General features: G+C 45.4%; 17 protein-coding genes. 4 read left to right on the top strand and 13 right to left on the bottom strand.

Going from position 1 to position 18,878, the window contains the following annotated elements:
- Positions 1-78 precede the first annotated feature (78 nt).
- Positions 79-276 (top strand): hypothetical protein, encoded by a 198-nt coding sequence (locus ACXQIQ_RS17145; RefSeq protein ID WP_439301171.1) that lies wholly within the window; start codon positions 79-81, stop codon positions 274-276.
- A 470-nt stretch (positions 277-746) separates the two neighbouring features.
- Here the strand turns inward: ACXQIQ_RS17145 and ACXQIQ_RS17140 are convergent, their stop codons facing one another.
- From ACXQIQ_RS17140 to ACXQIQ_RS17130, 3 genes are all read right to left on the bottom strand, one after another.
- On the bottom strand, positions 747-1,481 hold the full coding sequence (locus ACXQIQ_RS17140) for a GDSL-type esterase/lipase family protein (protein WP_439301172.1): 735 nt from the start codon (positions 1,479-1,481) through the stop codon (positions 747-749).
- Between the two features lie 46 nt (positions 1,482-1,527).
- Positions 1,528-1,683, bottom strand: coding sequence for a hypothetical protein (locus ACXQIQ_RS17135; protein WP_439301173.1), 156 nt, complete (start codon positions 1,681-1,683; stop codon positions 1,528-1,530).
- 87 nt (positions 1,684-1,770) lie between these two features.
- Entirely contained in the window at positions 1,771-4,713 is a 2,943-nt protein-coding gene (locus ACXQIQ_RS17130) for a bifunctional diguanylate cyclase/phosphodiesterase (RefSeq protein ID WP_439301174.1), read from the bottom strand.
- A 131-nt stretch (positions 4,714-4,844) separates the two neighbouring features.
- Here ACXQIQ_RS17130 and ACXQIQ_RS17125 point away from each other — a divergent pair, with 131 nt between their 5' ends.
- Positions 4,845-5,435: a superoxide dismutase family protein gene (locus tag ACXQIQ_RS17125; RefSeq protein ID WP_439301175.1), complete on the top strand. Its 591-nt coding sequence runs from the start codon at positions 4,845-4,847 to the stop codon at positions 5,433-5,435.
- 125 nt (positions 5,436-5,560) lie between these two features.
- Here ACXQIQ_RS17125 and ACXQIQ_RS17120 read toward each other — a convergent pair whose 3' ends face one another.
- The 7 genes from ACXQIQ_RS17120 to ACXQIQ_RS17090 form a co-directional block, all read right to left on the bottom strand.
- Positions 5,561-5,755, bottom strand: coding sequence for a small, acid-soluble spore protein, alpha/beta type (locus tag ACXQIQ_RS17120; protein WP_439301176.1), 195 nt, complete (start codon positions 5,753-5,755; stop codon positions 5,561-5,563).
- 93 nt (positions 5,756-5,848) lie between these two features.
- A complete protein-coding gene (gene menC, locus ACXQIQ_RS17115; RefSeq protein WP_439301177.1) occupies positions 5,849-6,955 on the bottom strand; it encodes an o-succinylbenzoate synthase in 1,107 nt (368 codons plus the stop codon).
- Entirely contained in the window at positions 6,945-8,426 is a 1,482-nt protein-coding gene (locus ACXQIQ_RS17110) for an o-succinylbenzoate--CoA ligase (protein ID WP_439301178.1), read from the bottom strand. Before ACXQIQ_RS17110 ends, menC begins: the two co-directional genes overlap by 11 nt.
- Before the next feature lie 80 nt (positions 8,427-8,506).
- Positions 8,507-9,328 (bottom strand): 1,4-dihydroxy-2-naphthoyl-CoA synthase, encoded by an 822-nt coding sequence (gene menB, locus ACXQIQ_RS17105; protein ID WP_439301179.1) that lies wholly within the window; start codon positions 9,326-9,328, stop codon positions 8,507-8,509.
- Between the two features lies 1 nt (position 9,329).
- On the bottom strand, positions 9,330-10,151 hold the full coding sequence (menH, locus tag ACXQIQ_RS17100; protein ID WP_439301180.1) for a 2-succinyl-6-hydroxy-2,4-cyclohexadiene-1-carboxylate synthase: 822 nt from the start codon (positions 10,149-10,151) through the stop codon (positions 9,330-9,332).
- On the bottom strand, positions 10,141-11,898 hold the full coding sequence (menD, locus tag ACXQIQ_RS17095) for a 2-succinyl-5-enolpyruvyl-6-hydroxy-3-cyclohexene-1-carboxylic-acid synthase (protein WP_439301181.1): 1,758 nt from the start codon (positions 11,896-11,898) through the stop codon (positions 10,141-10,143). Before menD ends, menH begins: the two co-directional genes overlap by 11 nt.
- Positions 11,895-13,298: an isochorismate synthase gene (locus ACXQIQ_RS17090; protein ID WP_439301182.1), complete on the bottom strand. Its 1,404-nt coding sequence runs from the start codon at positions 13,296-13,298 to the stop codon at positions 11,895-11,897. Before ACXQIQ_RS17090 ends, menD begins: the two co-directional genes overlap by 4 nt.
- Positions 13,299-13,546: 248 nt before the next feature.
- Between ACXQIQ_RS17090 and ACXQIQ_RS17085 the strand changes: the two genes are divergently transcribed.
- Together ACXQIQ_RS17085 and ACXQIQ_RS17080 are read left to right on the top strand one after the other, a co-directional pair.
- Positions 13,547-14,497 carry a 1,4-dihydroxy-2-naphthoate polyprenyltransferase gene (locus tag ACXQIQ_RS17085; RefSeq protein WP_439301183.1) on the top strand — a complete coding sequence of 317 codons (951 nt, stop codon included), beginning with the start codon at positions 13,547-13,549 and terminating at the stop codon, positions 14,495-14,497.
- 24 nt (positions 14,498-14,521) lie between these two features.
- Positions 14,522-14,905, top strand: a complete 384-nt coding sequence (locus tag ACXQIQ_RS17080) for a hotdog fold thioesterase (protein ID WP_439301184.1) — start codon at positions 14,522-14,524, stop codon at positions 14,903-14,905.
- 60 nt (positions 14,906-14,965) lie between these two features.
- On the opposite strand, the gene ACXQIQ_RS17075 is transcribed toward ACXQIQ_RS17080, so the two are convergent.
- From ACXQIQ_RS17075 to ACXQIQ_RS17065, 3 genes are all read right to left on the bottom strand, one after another.
- On the bottom strand, positions 14,966-16,318 hold the full coding sequence (locus ACXQIQ_RS17075; RefSeq protein WP_439301185.1) for a glucoamylase family protein: 1,353 nt from the start codon (positions 16,316-16,318) through the stop codon (positions 14,966-14,968).
- Between the two features lie 336 nt (positions 16,319-16,654).
- Positions 16,655-18,007 (bottom strand): ABC transporter permease, encoded by a 1,353-nt coding sequence (locus ACXQIQ_RS17070; protein ID WP_439301186.1) that lies wholly within the window; start codon positions 18,005-18,007, stop codon positions 16,655-16,657.
- A complete protein-coding gene (locus ACXQIQ_RS17065; RefSeq protein ID WP_439301187.1) occupies positions 18,004-18,696 on the bottom strand; it encodes an ABC transporter ATP-binding protein in 693 nt (230 codons plus the stop codon). Before ACXQIQ_RS17065 ends, ACXQIQ_RS17070 begins: the two co-directional genes overlap by 4 nt.
- Between the last annotated feature and the right edge of the window lie 182 nt (positions 18,697-18,878).

Below are 18,878 nucleotides of genomic sequence, written 5' to 3'. Positions count from 1 at the left end.
ATCATTACCCCCTATCTTCCCACCACAGCAGCGAAAAGTATAGTTAGAATCTAGTTCTATTTTGGAGGTTAGACATATATGAAGATCGTGTTTTTTGAAAAAGGGGAATTAATGATTATCGTAGGTTCTTCAAAACTTAAAGGGGAACTCACCATAGAACAAATCAAATCCGAAAGTGAGAAGAAAGCGAAAGAGCTTTCTCAACTTCTTGGAAGAGAAATCGGGTTCATGATCGACATGAACGGCAAGCTCGAAAACGATATGGCAATGAAATAAAGAGCTTTTTTGTGGAAAGAGCTGGTCTGGTAGATCCAACTGTTTGGATGTCAGGCCAGCTTTTTCTTTGTGGTCATTAGTGGAGATGGAGATGGACAGTCTATGAGTATGTGAAACGGCGGATGGGCTACTCATAGAGGATGTATGAGGTGTTGAAAGCGCTGGATTCCGAAAATGAACCACTCATAAAGGCTGTATCCTTCCCCAAATTCAGTGTTTCCTCGTTTTCGAGGAGGATAGAGCTCCTACCCTTCCCCAAATCCAGTGTTTCCTGATTTTCGAGGAGGATAGGCCCTCTACCCTTCCCCAAATTTAGTATTTCATCGTTTTCAGGGATGATAAGGTAGGCCCTCTCATCTTTTCCTCAAATGCAATCATCTTGTGTTTTCCGGGCAAGATTTCGCTACCTCAATTTCAAAAGCTCTCAAAATAGAAAAGACTCATCAATCGATGAGTCTTCTCGCATTTATTTAATTCACTAACGCATTTCGTCGTAGTTCATTCATCACGCGGTTGGCAATCAGCTGATAACCTGCCGGGTTCGGATGGATGATATCCTTGAAGTAGCGCTGTTTTTCCTTATCTAAAAACAAGTCGATCGTCGATATATAATACGTTTTCGGAAAGTCATTGACCATCCCTTTGGTCACCTGGTTCCACTTACCGAGGATCTCGTTCAACTGGTCATGGTTGACGAAGTCTGTGTAAGGATCATACATCCCGATCAGCACGAGCGGTGCAAATTGATTGTCCTGACGGATTTGGGCGATGAGCTGTGTCAGATTCTCCTGAAACAACGCTCTCTTCTCTTCCATTTCGGTCGGATTGATTGAATTCAAATCCCGTCGCGCGGCCTGGATGAAGTCGTTCGTGCCGATGAAAAGAAAAATATAATTGGCTTGAGAGATCTTTTGCTTCGCCTCAACGTCCTGGATGTGTACCATGATCTGATCGCTGCGATATCCGCGGATGCCGTAGCGGTTCACGATCACCTGCTGACCGATGGCTGTCGTCATGCCTTGTTGGACTCGTCCAATATAACCGGTTCGCTCGGGATCTCCGCTACCGAAGGTCAACGAATCCCCGATTGCCACTACCCTTACTGCGTCAGATGCTTCAGGAACATCAGCAGCAAATTGGTCATCTATGAAGTTGATTCCGATAATGAGAGCGACAATCAGGAGCACTCCCACTGTATATCTCAAAGGTCTGTTCCACACACGCTGTTCCTCAATTTCTCAAAAAAATTCGTCAGAGGTTATAATCCTCTTTTTTCAAATCAAACTCTTCCCATAAATGATAGACATCATAGTCCGTCGTGTCAATCCTGATAAAGCGTTGAAGAAGACCACACACCCCTAAAGTAAAGAACGTAAACGCCATGAATGATAGCAAAAAATACGCCATTCGATCCCGCTCCTCCCTGATCATTTACTACCATTCTATTAATCAGGTTCAGGTGCTAGAACTGAAGGACGTACTTCTGCTATCCACTCATAAGAGAGGTGTGACCGTTTTTTCTTTCAGGAGCTGATCGATACTGCTGACATCCATCGGTCGGTAAAAATGGAAGCCTTGAACTTCGTTGCAGTTCTGTTCTTTCAAGAACGCGAACTGATCTTCTGTTTCAACGCCTTCTGCAACGACGCGCATCTTCATGCTATGTCCTAACGTGATGACCGCTCTTGCAATTGCAGCCTCGTCTGGACTTTTACCGATTCCCTTAATGAAGGACTGATCGATCTTCAGAGCATGGACATGGAACTTTTTCAAATAGCTCAAGGAGGAATAGCCGGTTCCAAAATCGTCGATGGCGATTCCGACTCCCATCCGTTCCAGCTCCTCAAGGCTTTGGACGATACTTTCCTCATATTTCATCAATGTACTTTCAGTAATTTCAATCTCCAACCATTTGCCATCCATCTCGACCTCTTTCAATACTTTCCGGATCGAAGAGGCTAGATTACGCTGCAAGAATTGGCGCGCGGAAAAATTGACCGCCATCCGGATTGGGGGAATCCCCTGTTCCTGCCAACGTTTATTTTGTAGACATGCTTCCTTCAGAACCCAGTTGTCAATCTGAACAATCAAGCCAGTTTCTTCTGCAAGTGGAATGAATTCTCCTGGAGAGATCAGTCCCCATTGTGGATGCTTCCATCTGACAAGTGCTTCGACACCGATGATTTCATTGGTCGCAACATCGATGCGAGGTTGATAATGCAGCAGTAGCTCTTCGTTCTCAATCGCTTTATGTAGGTCATTTTCCAATACAAGTCGCTCGTAATTGTTGATGTTCATCGAAGGTCGGTAGAATTCGTACGAGTTCCGGCCTTTTTCTTTCGCCCGGTACATGGCCATATCGGAATGCGCCAGTAATGACTCGACATCCTCCCCATCATCTGGATACAGCGCTACTCCGATACTGAATGAAATGTGGAATTCATGTTCCTCGATGACGATCGGTTGCCTGAAGGACTGCGATACCAGCTTGGTAATATTGTTCAAATCCGAAATATGGATAACGTGCGGAATCAGGATCGTGAACTCATCTCCGCTCATCCGATATACTTGACCTTTTTCAGCAATCAAGCTCTTGAGCCTAGTAGCGACTACGGAAAGGACACGATCACCGAATGCATGACCTAGTGAATCATTGATGACCTTGAAACGATCCATATCGAGGAACAATACACCTGCAATCAAATTTTTGTTTTTACTTCGATGGATGAGCTTGTCCAGGTCTTCCTGGAACTTCCTCCGGTTTGGAAGATCCGTCAACGAATCATGATACGCCATATGTTTAATCGTTTCTTCCGTCTTCTTCCGTTTCGTGATGTCGCGCGCAACGACGACGACCTGTTTCACTTGATCGTTCTCATCCAAAACAGGCATCGCCCGTGCCTCGATGACGACATACTCCCCTTCAGCATTGCGATATCGACATTCTACGTCTTGCCGTTCACTCGTTTGGAACAACCGTCCGAAGCTTTCCAGTACAGCCTCTTGATCCTCTACATGAACATGATCGATGAACTTGTTCTCCAACATCGGAGCTCTGCCGAAAATTTTCTTATAGGCTGGTGAAACGTAATTGATGTGGCCTTTTCGGTCAAATAGAACGATCAGGTCAGACATGTTTTCCGTCATGATGTTCAGCCGTGTTTCACTTTCCTTCAACGCTTGCTTCGTCTGTTTTTGTTCAATCGCGATGACCGCAATATCAGTGTACATCTTAATCAACCGCTCATCCTGCTTGCTAGGAAGTCGGTTTTTCAAACTATAGATCGTTACGATTCCGAGGAGCTCATTGTTGCTCGATAGAATCGGCATCACCCAATACGCCCGAATCGAATGCTCATAGAAAAAGTGATGAAGATGCAGACTCAAAGGGTCATCCTCGATATCAGAAACGATGACCGGCTTTTTTAACGAGGCTGAACGACCGCACCCGCTCACATCTTCCCCGACAGTCATTTCCGCGAGTTGTAACGAATGCTTTTCGCAAATGGAGGGTGCCGATGCCAGTTGCAGCACTTCTTTTTCCGCTGAATATAGATGGATCGTACAGAACGTATCATCAATATGGCTTTCTAACGTTTTGGCTGTCACTTCTAACACTTCTTCTAGCATGATGTCTGTCGCGATCAGCTCGAAAATTCGCTTCTGACCTTTTAACTGTGCTTCCGTTTCCTTTTGTTCCTGCACCTCATAACTGACACACACGATTTCCGTTTCACCGACTCTTGGCGATATGACGTTCATGCGCTGGGACACCCAGAATGATTGGTTGTTTTTATGTAAAAGTCGAACTTCAATACATTGATCCACACCCGGTTTAATCTGTCGGATAAAGTGGTTGTAACGTTCCTTGTCCCGAGAGTCTATGAAATTGGAAAACGATTGACCGATGAGGTCCTGGTTCGTGAATCCCAACCTCGATGAGCCTGTTTCATTAAAGGAAAGCAGCGTCCCTTCCTTGTTCAAGGTGAAATACATCGCAGGGGTATTCTCATACAAATACCTGTACCGTTCTTTACTCGATTGCAGCTCGTTCTCAATCCTCTTCTTATTCGTGATATCCCGAACCGCAGCAAGTACATGCGTACATGTCCCCTGATCGTTCAGTATGGGAGTCAAAATCGTCTCCCCGACCATGATTTCTTCCATCACTTCGGTTTCAATTTCATAGTGGTAAGGTTCTTTAGAATAGTAGGCCGTTTCATATGCTTTTTGGAGTTCTACAAAAACATCCTCCTGTAACACATCCTGCATCCTTTTACCGAAAGAGGATTCGTCCACTCCGGAAAACTTGAGTGCAGAATCATTGGCAGTCACATAACGAAAGGATGGTCCCTTGTCCACTGCCATCAGAAACACCATATCTTTGAACCCATTGAAAATTGCGCGCAAATGCTCCTCTTGAATTCGATTAAACATGCCCCAAGTCCCCTATTTTCTACTCGATATCTAGTCTTATTCTCTATATCGGTTCCTGTAGAACATTTTACATATTTATCCTAGTTTTGTAAAAAATAATATGGATCATATCGCGAAGGAGAAGATGGAAGATGAACAAATGGCTGATCAGCACTTTTGCCGCATTTCTGGTCATTTCCGGGCTTGCTGCTTGCGCCTATCAAGACCAGCAACAAGCAAAGGAAAATGAATCTGTGCCTGTCAACGTCTCGAACCAGGCAAATCACCATACCCAAAGCTACAAAGATGTTGAGATATTCAATCCCGATAAAGAAAAGATCGGACATGCTCGACTGGCCCAAACCCCGAAAGGCGTCATGATCCAGTTGAAGGTTTCAAATATTTCTCCTGGTGTGCACGGCTACCATATCCATGAGACCGGAAAATGTGAAGCACCGGACTTCAAGTCTGCAGGTGAGCACTTCAATCCAGTCACCAAGGAACACGGATTTGAAAATCCGAAAGGGTATCATGCCGGTGATCTGCCGAATTTGAAGGTGGATGAAGATGGCATGGTGTCCATGACGACGATCACGAAACATGTCACGTTGGAAAAAGGGAAAGCGAATTCATTGGTCGATAAAGACGGCAGTGCCCTCGTCATCCATGAAAAAGCCGACGACTACAAGACGAATCCAGCAGGAGATGCAGGAGCACGGATAGCATGTGGAGTGATTAAGTAAGATTGTAGGGCTAGCAATGATCTATTGGTGTTAGTATCGTCAAACATGATTTACCCTCGTGTTCACGGTACGACCCTATATGAAAAAAAGTGGCTGATCCATATTTCCGGACCAGCCACTTTCCTTTATTGCTGTTGGTTGTTGCTCAGTTGCTGTTCAGCTTGCGCAACGAGTTTCTTGGTCATTTGACCTCCAACAGAACCATTCGCGCGAGAGGACGTATTGCCACCTAGTTGAACCCCCATTTCAGCGGCGGTTTCTTCCTTCATCTGTTCCAATGAATTCTTTGCACCAGGTACTAAGAGTTTGTTTCTTGGCAAGTCGATCACTCCACACGTTTATTTGAGCAACGCAATCGTTGCTCGTTTTTAATGTAACCGGATCGGTTTGAATGATACGGTAAAATGCATCCTTCAATACTCCAACGTCTCTTCTGTATGAGCCTTCAATGCCCCCATATTGATTTCATAACCGATGCCGGGCCTCTCCGAAAGAATGATATTACCATCCTGTACCTCGATTTCAGGTGTAATGATGTCCTTCTCCCAATACTTCGAGGAGGCTGCAATGTCTCCAGGATAAGCGAATCCGTCTAGTGTCGCTAACGCCATGTTATGCGCTTTGCCCACACCGGACTCGATCATCCCACCAGCCCAGACCTCGATTCCGTTTCTTTTACAAAGATCATGGATCCGAACGGCTTTTGCCAGTCCACCTACACGACTCAATTTTACCGCTAAAATCTGTGCGCTCTTCAACGCGATGGCTGTTTGCGCCGCTTCAAAAGAAGTGATGCTTTCATCCAGACATATCGGTGTGTCGAGGACTTTTTGCAATTCCGCATGCTCCACAAAATCTCGTGAACCTAAAGGCTGCTCTATCATCATCAGGTTGTAGCGATCCATTTTCTTTAAATGATTCAGGTCCGCCAACGTATAACTGGAGTTGGCATCCACCATCAAAGGCACATCGGGAAAATGAGAGCGGACGGTTTCTAAAACCTCCAAATCCTCTCCAGGCTTCACTTTCAGCTTGATCCGCTTATAGCCGATATCCACGGCTTCTTGGATTCTTTGAAGAAGTGCTTCCTTATCAGACTGCATTCCGATTGCGGTACCGACCTCTATTTCACCTGATTGACCTCCAAGCACTTGGAACAATGGTCGATCCAAGCTTTTCGCATAACCGTCCCACAAAGCCGTTTCGATGGCCGACTTTGCCATATGATGTCCACGATAACGATTGAACAAAGCATGGATTGCTTTTGGATGGTCGAACTCTCCTATCTCATATAAAGCCGGGATGAGGTACGTGGAAAGGACATGCAAACAGGTGTCGAGCGTTTCCTCCGTGTACCAAGGCGTATCAAACGCTGAACATTCACCCCAGCCGACCGTCCCGTCTTGGAAAGTCAATTCAGTGATCAGCAGTTTGCGTTCATGGACCGTATTCAATGCTGTAATGAAAGGCTGCTTCAAAGGCATCTTGATTTTATGAATTGAGACGCGTTCAACCTTCATGATGATCATCCTTTTTCAAAAGTGGATGTAGATCCTTCCGTAAAATCTTATTTGAAGCGTTCCTAGGAATTTGATCAATGAAATGGATGACTTTCGGCACCTTATATTTTGCAAGGCGTTCTGCGCAATAGTCGATGAGAGATCGTTCGCTGACTTCAGCCCCGTTCCGGACAACAACGAAAGCGGCAGGTACTCTCCCCCATTTGTCATCTGCGGCTCCGATCACGCCTACTTCCGCCACCGCTTCGTGCCCGGATAAACAAGCCTCAATTTCTGCTGGATACACGTTCTCTCCACCTGAAACAAACATGTCTTTCCGCCGGTCCAACACATAAAGAAAGCCTTCTTCATCCAAATATCCGATGTCCCCTGTCGCGAGCCATCCATCCCTGATCTTATCCACGTTCACGGCTTCCTTTTTATAATAGCCCGTCGTGACGTTTGGTCCTTTCACGTGAATTTCGCCTACTTGCTCATCCTCATCATTCGTCGGAACGATTTTCACTTGAGAAGGGAACAGTGGTTTACCGGCTGAACCGAGCTTACGGAAGCTGTCATCAGGTGCTAATGTGACGATTTGCGATGCGGATTCACTCAATCCATACGTTTGAAAAACGGGGATTCCTTCTGCTTCGCATCTTTTTAAAAGAGGAAGAGGAGCAGGGCCGCCACCTAAGAGCATACACCGGAACGATTCTGGAAATGTCTTGAACGCTTCTGAATCTAAGACATTCGAGAGCATCACGCTGACAACCGATGCAATGGTCACCCTGTTCTCATGCACAGACCTGATGAATTCTTTTGCCTCAAAACCGGTGTGCAGTACCATCGTGATTCCATAGATGACGCTCCGCATCACAATAGACAATCCACTCACATGGAAAAGAGGGACAGCGCATAACCAGCGGTCACTGTCATGAATGCCGAGATTCAACGCCGAACCGGTAGCACTCCACCAATGATTGCCATATGTGAGCATGACCCCTTTCGGATAGCCCGTCGTACCAGATGTGAAGATGATGGAATGAAGTTGATCAAGATCGATGGAATCGTTCAATCCGAACGTGCTTTCTTCGGTTTGTAAAATTTCGCCCAGCGTGAAGACGTTCTCAAACTGAAGCTCTTTTGCTACTGATTGATGCCGCTGGTCAACAACCAACACATCAACGTCTGCATCCTGCAGCTGATAGTCCAACTCTGCCGGAGATAGCCTTTTGTTCAGTGGTACCATCACCGCATTTAAATAATGGAGAGCATGAATCAGCATGACCGTTTCTGGATGATTGTCCATCAAGAAAGCGATATGATTCCCTTCCCGGACACCTTTTCCGCTCAATTTCCGCGCAAGACTTCTCACCTCTGTATCCAGTTCTTCATACGTCCATTCTTGATTTTCAAAAACGAGTGCAACACGATTCGGGGTCAAGTACGCCCTCTGCTGCAGCCAATTTTTCATAACTTGTCCTTCCATATGTACCACTCCACGATTCTAGTTAAAAAAGGAGATTCATAAGTAGTGGCTACTTACAAATCTCCCCGGAATTATTCGGCTTAAGGGAAACGAGGGAATTGTTTAAAGTCCGGCTTACGCTTTTCTTTGAACGCGTCGCGGCCTTCCTTCGCTTCGTCTGTTGTGTAATAAAGCAATGTAGCGTCTCCGCCCATTTGCTGCAATCCTGCAAGTCCGTCTGTATCCGCGTTGAAGGAAGCTTTCAAGAAACGGATCGCAGTCGGTGATTTCTCAAGCATCTCAGAACACCATTGCACAGTTTCTTCTTCCAGCTTTTCAAGTGGAACGACTGTGTTGACAAGTCCCATTTCCTTCGCTTCTTCTGCATTGTATTGACGGCAAAGGTACCAGATTTCACGCGCTTTCTTATGTCCGACGATACGTGCAAGGTATCCTGCACCATAACCAGCGTCAAAGCTTCCGACTTTCGGTCCAGTTTGACCGAAGATCGCGTTGTCCGCTGCAATCGTCAAGTCACACACAACGTGAAGAACATGACCGCCTCCGATTGCATAACCGGAAACCATCGCAACGACTGGCTTCGGAATGACACGGATCAAGCGTTGAAGATCAAGTACGTTCAATCGTGGGATTTGATCGTCTCCTACATATCCACCATGTCCACGTACCTTCTGGTCTCCACCAGCACAGAATGCATCGTCCCCAGCACCTGCCAACACGATGACTCCGATATCGGAATCGTCACGTGCGTATGCGAATGCATCGATCAATTCGTGAACCGTCTTAGGACGGAACGAATTACGAACCTCAGGTCGGTTGATCGTGATCTTCGCGATTCCGTTATATGTTTCGTACAAAATATCGTCATACTGTCTTTCAGCAATCCATTCAAATAATGCCATTTCAGTCATCCTTTCTATTATGTAATATGTTGTGTACCGTTTGTGAGAATGCCTCCGGCTGCTCGAGGTGCACGGTGTGACCTGCATCTTCAATGGCCACAAGCTCACCATCCGGAAGTAAACGGAGCATCTCTTTTGCTATTTTAACAAATTTCGCGTCGAGTTGTCCGACAATTAACGTCGTAGGCACTTCAAATTGGTGCAAGTGGTCCCACCAAGAAGGCTGTACGCCTGTCCCAATCCCTCGCAGACTGTTGGCTAAACCTACCTCCGAATTGTTGAGCCGACTCGCATGTAGACGCGCGCGCTCTTCGGAAGAAAGGTATGTCAACTGTGTCCGGAACAACGGAATCGCCTCCCAGAAATCGACAAAAGCTTCTATGCCTTCATCCATGATCCGATCCGCCAGACGATTGTCTCGTTGTTGACGGTCAAGACGATCTTCTTCTGTCGCCAAACCGGGGGAACTGCTTTCCAGAATTAATTTCTTAACCCGCGCAGGATAAGTCATCGCAAAAGACAATGCAACTCTTCCACCTAGAGAATACCCCAAAACGAACGCGCTTTCAATCTTGAGCTCATTGAGAATTTGATCCAGTGCGTCGACGGTCGCTTCCATCGAGTAATTTTTCAAATGGTCTGGACACTCTGTTTGGCCATGCCCCGGCAAGTCGACCATGATCAATTGATGATCATTTTTCCAATCCTCAATGAACGGTGTCCAATCCTCGCCAGCCCCTGTAAAACCGTGGAGAAGGAGTAACGGTTCTCCCTCACCTATCACTTTGACATGATAATGGATGTCGTTCACTTCAATTCGCATCGGTCATTCCCAACCTATTTTCCAACGCGTTGTTTACTCTGCTCCAGTATTCCCGGTGCAGCTGTACGTTTTCGTCTCGGTTTGTTTGGACTTCGAGCACGTGCAATCCTTTTCCATTCACACTCTTTGCGAAAGCTTCATCAAAATCGTTCCAGGAACTCATCAGATGATACTCTCCACCATAAAGTGCAGTGGACTGTTCAAAGGAAATGCCAATCGGTGTACCGAATAGATTTTCGAAATGTTCCGGATGCTTATACTGTGGTAAAAAGGAGAAAATACCTCCACCGCTGTTGTTGACGAGGACGATCGTCAAGTCGAGCTCATGCATTTTGGACGCCAACAATCCATTCATATCATGGTAAAATGATAGATCCCCAATGACGAGCACCGTCTTTTTACCAGTTGCGGCCACACCAAAAGCTGAGGAAATGACTCCGTCAATGCCATTTGCTCCTCTGTTCGCAACGAGTTGAATGTCCTTTTCATTTTTACCGAAAAAGGAATCCAAATCACGAATTGGCATGCTGTTCCCTACAAATAGAGCTGTGTTCTCAGGCATCAACTCCTCCAAACGAGAGAAGATCTTACCTTCAAAAAAGACATTTGTTTCAACAAACGCTTGCTTTTCCTGGTGCGCAACGCTATTTGCTTCAAGCCATTTCGTCGTCCATTCGGATGATTGATCCCTTATCGGGACCGATCGGGAAACAGATGAGGCGAATTGCTCCGAATCGGCATAGATCATCCGGCCACCAGAATGGGCAGGATCACGCCAATCTTCTCCTTCGTCTACAATCCAAACGTCCGTTTCATGATGCTGTTGGACATATTTGAAAAATGCCTTGGAGATCGGCATCGCTCCAAATCGAATCACCACTTGCGGTTGCCATTCTTTTACGATGTCACTTTTCAGAACGGCATCATAATGCTCAATGACGAGCTCTTTGGAATGTGCTCCTGTTCTTAAAGGTGATAGGGGATCAGCTAAAATCGGAAATCCGAACGCGGCAGCCATTTCAGTAATCGCATGTGTGGCATGTCGATATTGACCAGGACCGCACACGATCAACCCTCTCTGCACTCCAGACAACACGTTCGCCATTTCTGTATATTCTGCTTCTGAAAGATGGCGTTTCCCAGAGGTGAACGATCGATAAGCTCCGTTCTCACCTTTCCCATAATCAAAAGCGTCCGGTGCTTTGTAATCCGGAACGAGCGGTTCTCTGAACGGTAAATTCAAATGCACGGGTCCCTTCTTACCATGTGTCGCCACTGCACAAGCCCTTGCAGCAGTAGAACGTACATAGCGAATCACGCCAGCTTCAATTTCAGGAAGAGCCATCTCGTGGAACCATTTCACATACTTTCCGTACATCCCGATCTGATCAATTGCTTGTGGTGCACCGACATCCCGTAATTCATGGGGACGATCAGCCGTCAAGACTAACAAAGGGACATGGGAAATCGAAGCCTCGATAATCGCTGGGTAATAGTTCGCAGCAGCGGTACCTGACGTACAGACAAGCGCTACGGGTCTCTCTTCCATCTTCGCCATTCCGAGGGCAAAAAAAGCTGCCGACCGTTCATCAACGCTCAGCCAAACTTTAATATCCGGATGTTGGGCGAACATCATCGCAAGCGGCGTCGATCTTGAGCCGGGGCTGATGACGACGTCCCGAACATCCGATTCACTTAATTCATCTATGAAAGCTCCAACATAAGCTGTTAGTGGATCTAGTGTCATGCAAAGGATCCTCCTAGGGCAGAAAGCATCGGTTTCAACTTGATTTGTGTTTCTTCATATTCACTCTCCGGATCCGAGTCTGCAACGATTCCACATCCCGCAAAAAGAGAAACGTGATTTTCGTTGATGAGACCTGAACGGATCGCGACCGCAAATTCTCCTTGATCGTGTGAGTCGATCCAACCGACTGGTGACGAATACCATCCACGATCCAATTTTTCATGTTCACGGATGATCTCAACCGACTCGGTTTGCGGAAAACCGCCTAGTGCAGGTGTCGGATGGAGACGTTGCACCACATCCATCAATGGAACATCTTTCGCCTGTTTGACAACGACTGGTGTATAAAGGTGCTGGATGTCACGTCCTTTGTAAAGTGTAGGTCCGTTCGGTACGTGTACTGAACCGGCTACTTCTTCCAAAGCATCCCGTATCATTTTTACGACAAATGCATGCTCTTCCCTGTTTTTATCATCGGAAAGCAGCTGTGCTCCTAAATGTTCATCTTCCTCCAAGAAGGTCCCTCTCTTGATGGAACCTGCCAAGCATGTGGAGAGCACTTCGCTATCCTGCTTTTGCACAAGTCGTTCAGGTGATGCGCCAAGAAAACATTTGTGTCCCCGTTCAAATGCAAAAATGAAGCTATTCGGTTGTTCATTTTCAAGGCGTTGCAGCGTAGATGTCACAGAAATCTTCTCATCTGTTTCCGCGATCACTTCCCTTGCCAGAACCACTTTCTCAATTTTCCCTTGTTTGATCATGGACGTTGTATCAGCGACCGTACCTTTCCATTGTTCCGGCTCAATCTCTGTCAACGTATAGTCCCGATCTTCGGATTCTTCGATTGCTGTCCGTTTCAATAACAACGCTTTTTCTTTCATACTTTCTTCAAAAACTTGCACAACATCCGAATCGGGTTGGACGAACAAATTCGTTGTCAAATACGCCTTGTGTTGGAAGCAGGAATAAAGGTGGACAGGCAACACAAAGCTCGCATCTGAATAACTCGTCCATAATGGTGTTTTATCTTTTTTCGTATCAAATGAGAAACCACCTAGCATCATCGGCCCTGTACCAAATACATAAGGTGTTTCGTAATCCTCCAATTGTTCATCTACAATGGATTGCCATTCATTTTTTATCGTGGAAAAACGTTCTTCACCATCTATATCGAATTTCTGAGCTTCACCCATTCCGACTAGCGTCAACTCATTTGATGCATCAGACCAATAAGACCGATGTCCTTCATATAGCTGATTGCCATTTGAGAAAACCATGAGTGGATCAATCATATCGACCTGGACTCGATGACTGACCAGTATGGTTTTTTGGGTGCTCTGCGCTTTCAATTTAGCACTTTCCAATCGCTCTAATAAGTCATGTTGTGTTACAGCTGCCAAAGTATTCCCCTCCAACATCCTCCGACGTCTAATCTCTCTATATAAACGCTCTCTATGATAAGTCTAATAAACCTTATTATCGATACTATTATAAAGGAAAAATATCTGTTTTTCCATTGTCCACCATTCACATCTATTACCAAATCCACAAGTTGACACCTATACCCCCATTGCATACACTTAGAATGGGTCAAAATATGACAGAATGACGTAGTTTTCAGGCATTCTTATGATAAAGGTGAACGATAATGGAACAAAATATTGCAAACAACTCTAATGCTACAGGTACCGGGATGAAGAAAGAGTCCAAAGTGAAGGTCTGGTACCGCCAGCTACGACCTCACACGTTGACGGCATCCTTCATTCCCGTCTTTATCGGGACCGCACTTGCCCTATTCTACACCGAACTTCATTGGGGCTTATTGATTGCGATGCTGGTCGCTTCGATGCTGATCCAAGCCGCTACGAACCTTTTCAATGAGTACTATGACTTCAAGCGGGGCCTCGATACGGAAGAATCCATCGGAATCGGTGGTGGAATCGTCAGGGATGGCATTTCACCTCGTACCGTTTTGACTGTCGGGCTCGTCTTTTTCCTAGCCGCGATCTTATTAGGAGCCTATATCAGTGCAACGACGACCTGGTGGATCGCAGTGATCGGAAGTCTTTGTATGGCGGCCGGGTATTACTACACAGGTGGACCTTACCCGATTGCATACACGCCTCTCGGTGAAATCGTCGCAGGCTTTTTCATGGGATTTGTCATCATATTGATTTCTTTTTACATCCAGACAGGATTTGTCACTGTAAACAGCATGCTTATCTCCATCCCGATTTCCATTCTGATCGGTGCGATTTTGATGGCGAACAACATCAGGGATCTTGAAGGAGACAAAGAGCGTGGGCGTAAGACGCTTGCCATCTTACTCGGACATAAAAAAGCCGTGCAATTTCTTGGCGGCATGTTCGCTTTCTCCATCGCTTGGATTTTGACGATGGTCTTTGTAGGAAAAGCCTCTATCTGGTTGATCCTCGTTCTGTTGAGTATTCCGAAAGCCGTACAAGCTGTCAAGCTGTTCCATGGCGAACGGACTCCAGCTACGATGATGCCTGCAATGAAAGCAACCGCACAAATGCACACCGTTTTCGGAATCGCTGTGACGGTCGGTCTGCTGATCAGTTATATTTTACAGTTTTAATTTCTGTTAAAAGGAGCTGCACATATGGACTTATCCAATACGTTGATTCACGCGCTCGGAATGGAAGTTGTAGAAGCGAAGGCTGATGTGGTGAGGATGACGATGCCGGTTGACGAACGGACGAAACAACCGATGGGCTATTTGCATGGCGGAGCGTCAATTGCACTTGCTGAGTCTGCTGCAAGCATCGGCACAGCCCTGAATGTTGATCTGAATACGCATAACGTGTTCGGCATCGAAATCAACGCCAACCATTTGAAAAGTAAAAGAGACGGAATCGTCACCGCCACCGCTTTTCCCCTTCATAAAGGAAGAACGACGATGGTATGGGAAATCAAAATCACCGATGAACAAGATGCACTGATCTGCATCTCACGCTGTACAACTGGAATGATTGAGAAGAAATAGCATCCTGATAAAAAATCGCCTCCCCACTTTTTATGGGTAAGGCGATTTTTTTACATTAGATTAATTGATCGAGAACTCTTCCCTACTTAGTAGGTCCTCAGGGTATTTACCGATTTCGTCTTCATGGAAGTAGTCTCGGACTACACCATCCTCTAAAAAGTTCGCAATCGAAACCATGATCATCCCTTGATCCAAAGCTAAGTATGCTTGCGTCACTTCTCCAGTTTCCGCATTAACGGAATCAAGGAATCCATATTTGCTATAGGTGTCCATTTCCTTCAACTCATGGATGTTGTCCATTGCTTTTTCAGGAGCGTATTCTAATGCTAAGAAAGTGGCATGAGGTGTGACCACATTACTTTTCTCGTACCCTGAAATCCCTAAAGGCGTAGCTGCAAATTCAGAATATCCATCTGGAGTAGCTGCAGGAGACATTCCCCATACATCATACCCCTTCTCTTCAGCATACTCGATTTGAAGATCCACATGCCGTTGGTTGTTCAACCCTAGTGCGCGTTCTCCAAGTTCTTTTTCCTTTAGGACCAAGGAAGGCATCAAGGCTTCAAACATACTTCCTCCCCAGCTTGGAACAAACTTTTTCCCGTTGTACTTATAATGTCCTTCAAACACTTCGACCCCATCATATGTCGTCGTATAACCTTCCGGAGTTTGAGATTGCCAATCGTATTCAACTGGCATCACACGATCCATTTTCCACCAATGCGTTTTCGGTGCATCTTTTTTACCAATTGCTATATAACTTGCTACCCGAGGCTCAGTGTAGAAAGCTCCGTAATGATGAGACGTCGTTTCTCCCTTCGTCACATCATATCCGCCCCACATCTGTCCAACTTCAGGATCATACAAATGTGTATAATCCATCTCTTCAACTAGTTGGTGTGTTTGATCATATAGTTCTGGATAAGCTTTACCGACCGCGATCAACCCTGCTGATAGCCAACCATTATCAACTGTGGAGATGAATTGTCCCCAATCTTTCTTCAAAGAACCATCTTCCGTGTAATACCAATTGTAATAAAGGCCATTCCACTTCTTTAATGATTCTAATGTACCCAGTGACTTGCTGATTTTCGCAACTGCCTCTTGTTCTGATAAGAGGCCCAATTCATCCGCTGAAATCGTACTCATAAAATACATTCCGATATTGGTTGGAGAAGTGTACTCCTTCGGATCAACGTTACCATCCACACGGACAGCATCGTAAGGTAACCCAGTTCCCGAATCTGTGAAGTCTTCAAAATACCGGTACGTCTGTTTCGCAATCGACTTCAGTTGAGCATCTCTAGCCACTTCTTTGCCTTTTTTGGAGGTATCGGCCTTTGCGCCAAATGAAATAACGCTCAAACTCATGATTAGAATAGCCGCTGCAATAATTGACCATCGTTTTTTCATAGCCCTCTCCTTTATTTTTTGATTTCAACCACCTTTGGTGAAACGTTTCGATACCATTGTACAACCAACTCATGAAAGCGTAAACAATACTTTTGCATTAATTTTCAGAATTTTTAATCGGATTGTATTCGAAACGTATCGATTTAGTTGGATAGGCCTTTGAAGGTCATCTGAACCGAGTTTTAAGTTATTCTGTTCACTTCTGCGCTTAATCTGTTCACTCTCGCATTTATTCTGTTCACTCCAGTGTTCGGTGGTTAAATAAAGCTGAACAAAAAAGAGTACCCGTGTACCCAGACTCGCTGAATACCGAGATACTCTCTTCAATTACGCATGTTAAACTTCTCTTCGCATCGCCTTCAGAACATCCACTTTGGTTGCTCGACGGGCAGGACGTAGTCCCGAAATGATCGTTACGATCAAACAAATGGAAATACAGATGAGCGGAAGACTCAAAGGAATATCCGAGAACAGAAAGTCTTCTGGCGGTTGCTCTCCAAAAGCGCTCCCAAGAATCATCGGCAAGAACAAATTCACCAGATAACTGATGCCATAGGCGACAATCGTACCAAAGAGTGCTCCCAATAAACCGATATAGCTGCTTTCAATCAAGAAAATCCGCTTGATTATACTCGGATTCGCTCCAATCGCCTTCATGATTCCGATATCAGGCGCACGTTCAGTTACAGCCATTGTCATCGTATTGTAAATACCGATCGAGGCGATGATGATGGCAATCGTACCAATGAAGATCAAACCGCTTTTTGCAATCAGGAAAAACAGGTTCATTTGCTCCATCTCATTGATCACTGAATAGGTGTAATAATTTTTTTCTTTCAGTATTTCAGAAATACCTTTCACAGCTTCTGCGTGATTGGCATAGATCTTCACTTCATCAAATGTTCTTTCACCAGCGGCTCCGGACGCTCCATCTCCACCACTCTCCGTAGCATTCGGATCGGACATCTCTCCGTTTTTCGTTCCCGTAAATGCTTCTACTTCTTCCAAAATTCCTTCAGAAAGATAGATGTTTGGATCGCGCATCCACTCACGAGACGGTTTTTTTCCAATACCGACAATGCTCAGTTCGATTTGCTTCGTTTCTTCCTCTTTAGCATCATTGACCTTCTTTACATCCATCGTTATCGTTTGATTGAGAACTTCACCGTCATACCTGACCTCTTCTTTTACAACGCCATCTTCACCGTAAGGCGGGTCACCTTCTCCATCCCAGTCAGCCAAGCTTTGTGCGAAATCATACCCGACAACGATTTCATGTTCCGCTTTCGGCATACGTCCTTCTGAAAGCTCGAAGCCTGCTTTTGTCTCGGAAGGATAGTGTACGACGTATGAACCGCCAATATGCCGGTATTCATCAAGTTGATAGATCGCCTCCTGGCGCAAATAGTTTCTGCGAGTGACGGCATCGACGTTTTCAAGGGATTCGAAATAGTCTACATCTTTCATCGTCACTCCCTCTTGATTTTCTTTCCCATGAACTTGAATTTCTGTCATCAACTGACCGGATGTCACTTCATCAACAACCGACTTCTGGATTCCGAAAGCGACCGAAGCCAATACGATCAAAAAAGCACATCCCATTGCAGTCGCTAGGACCGTCATGAAAATCCGGCTTTTGTTCTTTTTCATATTCGCGCGCACAAACTTGAACTGGTCCTTGAACCTCATGATGCATAGGCCTCCTTATTCAACTTTCCGTCTGTAATTTCGATGACACGATTTCCGATTCTCGCCACTTTTTCATCATGGGTGATGATCAGGAAAGTGATGCCTGATTCACGGTTCAACTGCTTAATGAAGTCCAATAGTTCCTCTTCTGTTTCACTGTCAAGACTACCGGTCGGTTCGTCAGCCAGGATGATCGGCGGATTCAAAACGAGCGCTCTTGCGATGCTCACCCGTTGCTGCTGTCCACCTGAAAGTTCACTCGGATAATGCTCCATGAACTTCTCAAGTCCCACTTTTTTCAAAATCGCATCGGTCTGCTTCCTTCTTTCACGTTCATTCACGCCTTTTAATGTCAATGCTAATTCCACATTTTCGAAAGCGGTCATACTCGGAATCAATTGAAAGCTTTGGAAAATGAAGCCGAGACGGTTCAATCGGAAGTCGGCCCACTTGCTTTCATTGAAGTCTGTCACTTTTTCCCCGGTGATGATAATTTCACCTTCTGTTGGACTCATGTATCCACTGATCAAATTCAGAAGCGTGGACTTTCCTGATCCGCTCCTGCCGACGATGGTTACGATTTCGCCCTCATCCACATGTAGATTGATATTATTTAATACCGGAACGACAGATTCCCTGCCCTTCTTACCGATTTCAAATTGATGGCTCAAGTTCTTCACTTCAATCATCTTGTTGGCCTCCTACTTTTCATATACACATAAAGACGTCCAAACCGTAAAAAAGTTCAATGGAAAAATAAAAAACCCTCTGATTGAATCAGAGGGTTTACTTGTGAGGTGCAAAACGCAAAAACGCAGCTCAAATTACAAGTAAAATCACGTATTAGTCACTTAATGATTCACAGTATAAA

The sequence above is a fragment of the Pseudalkalibacillus sp. Hm43 genome, assembly GCF_054170705.1.
The sequence above is the reverse complement of the archived record's forward strand: the minus strand, read 5'-3'. Positions and strand labels throughout refer to the sequence as shown.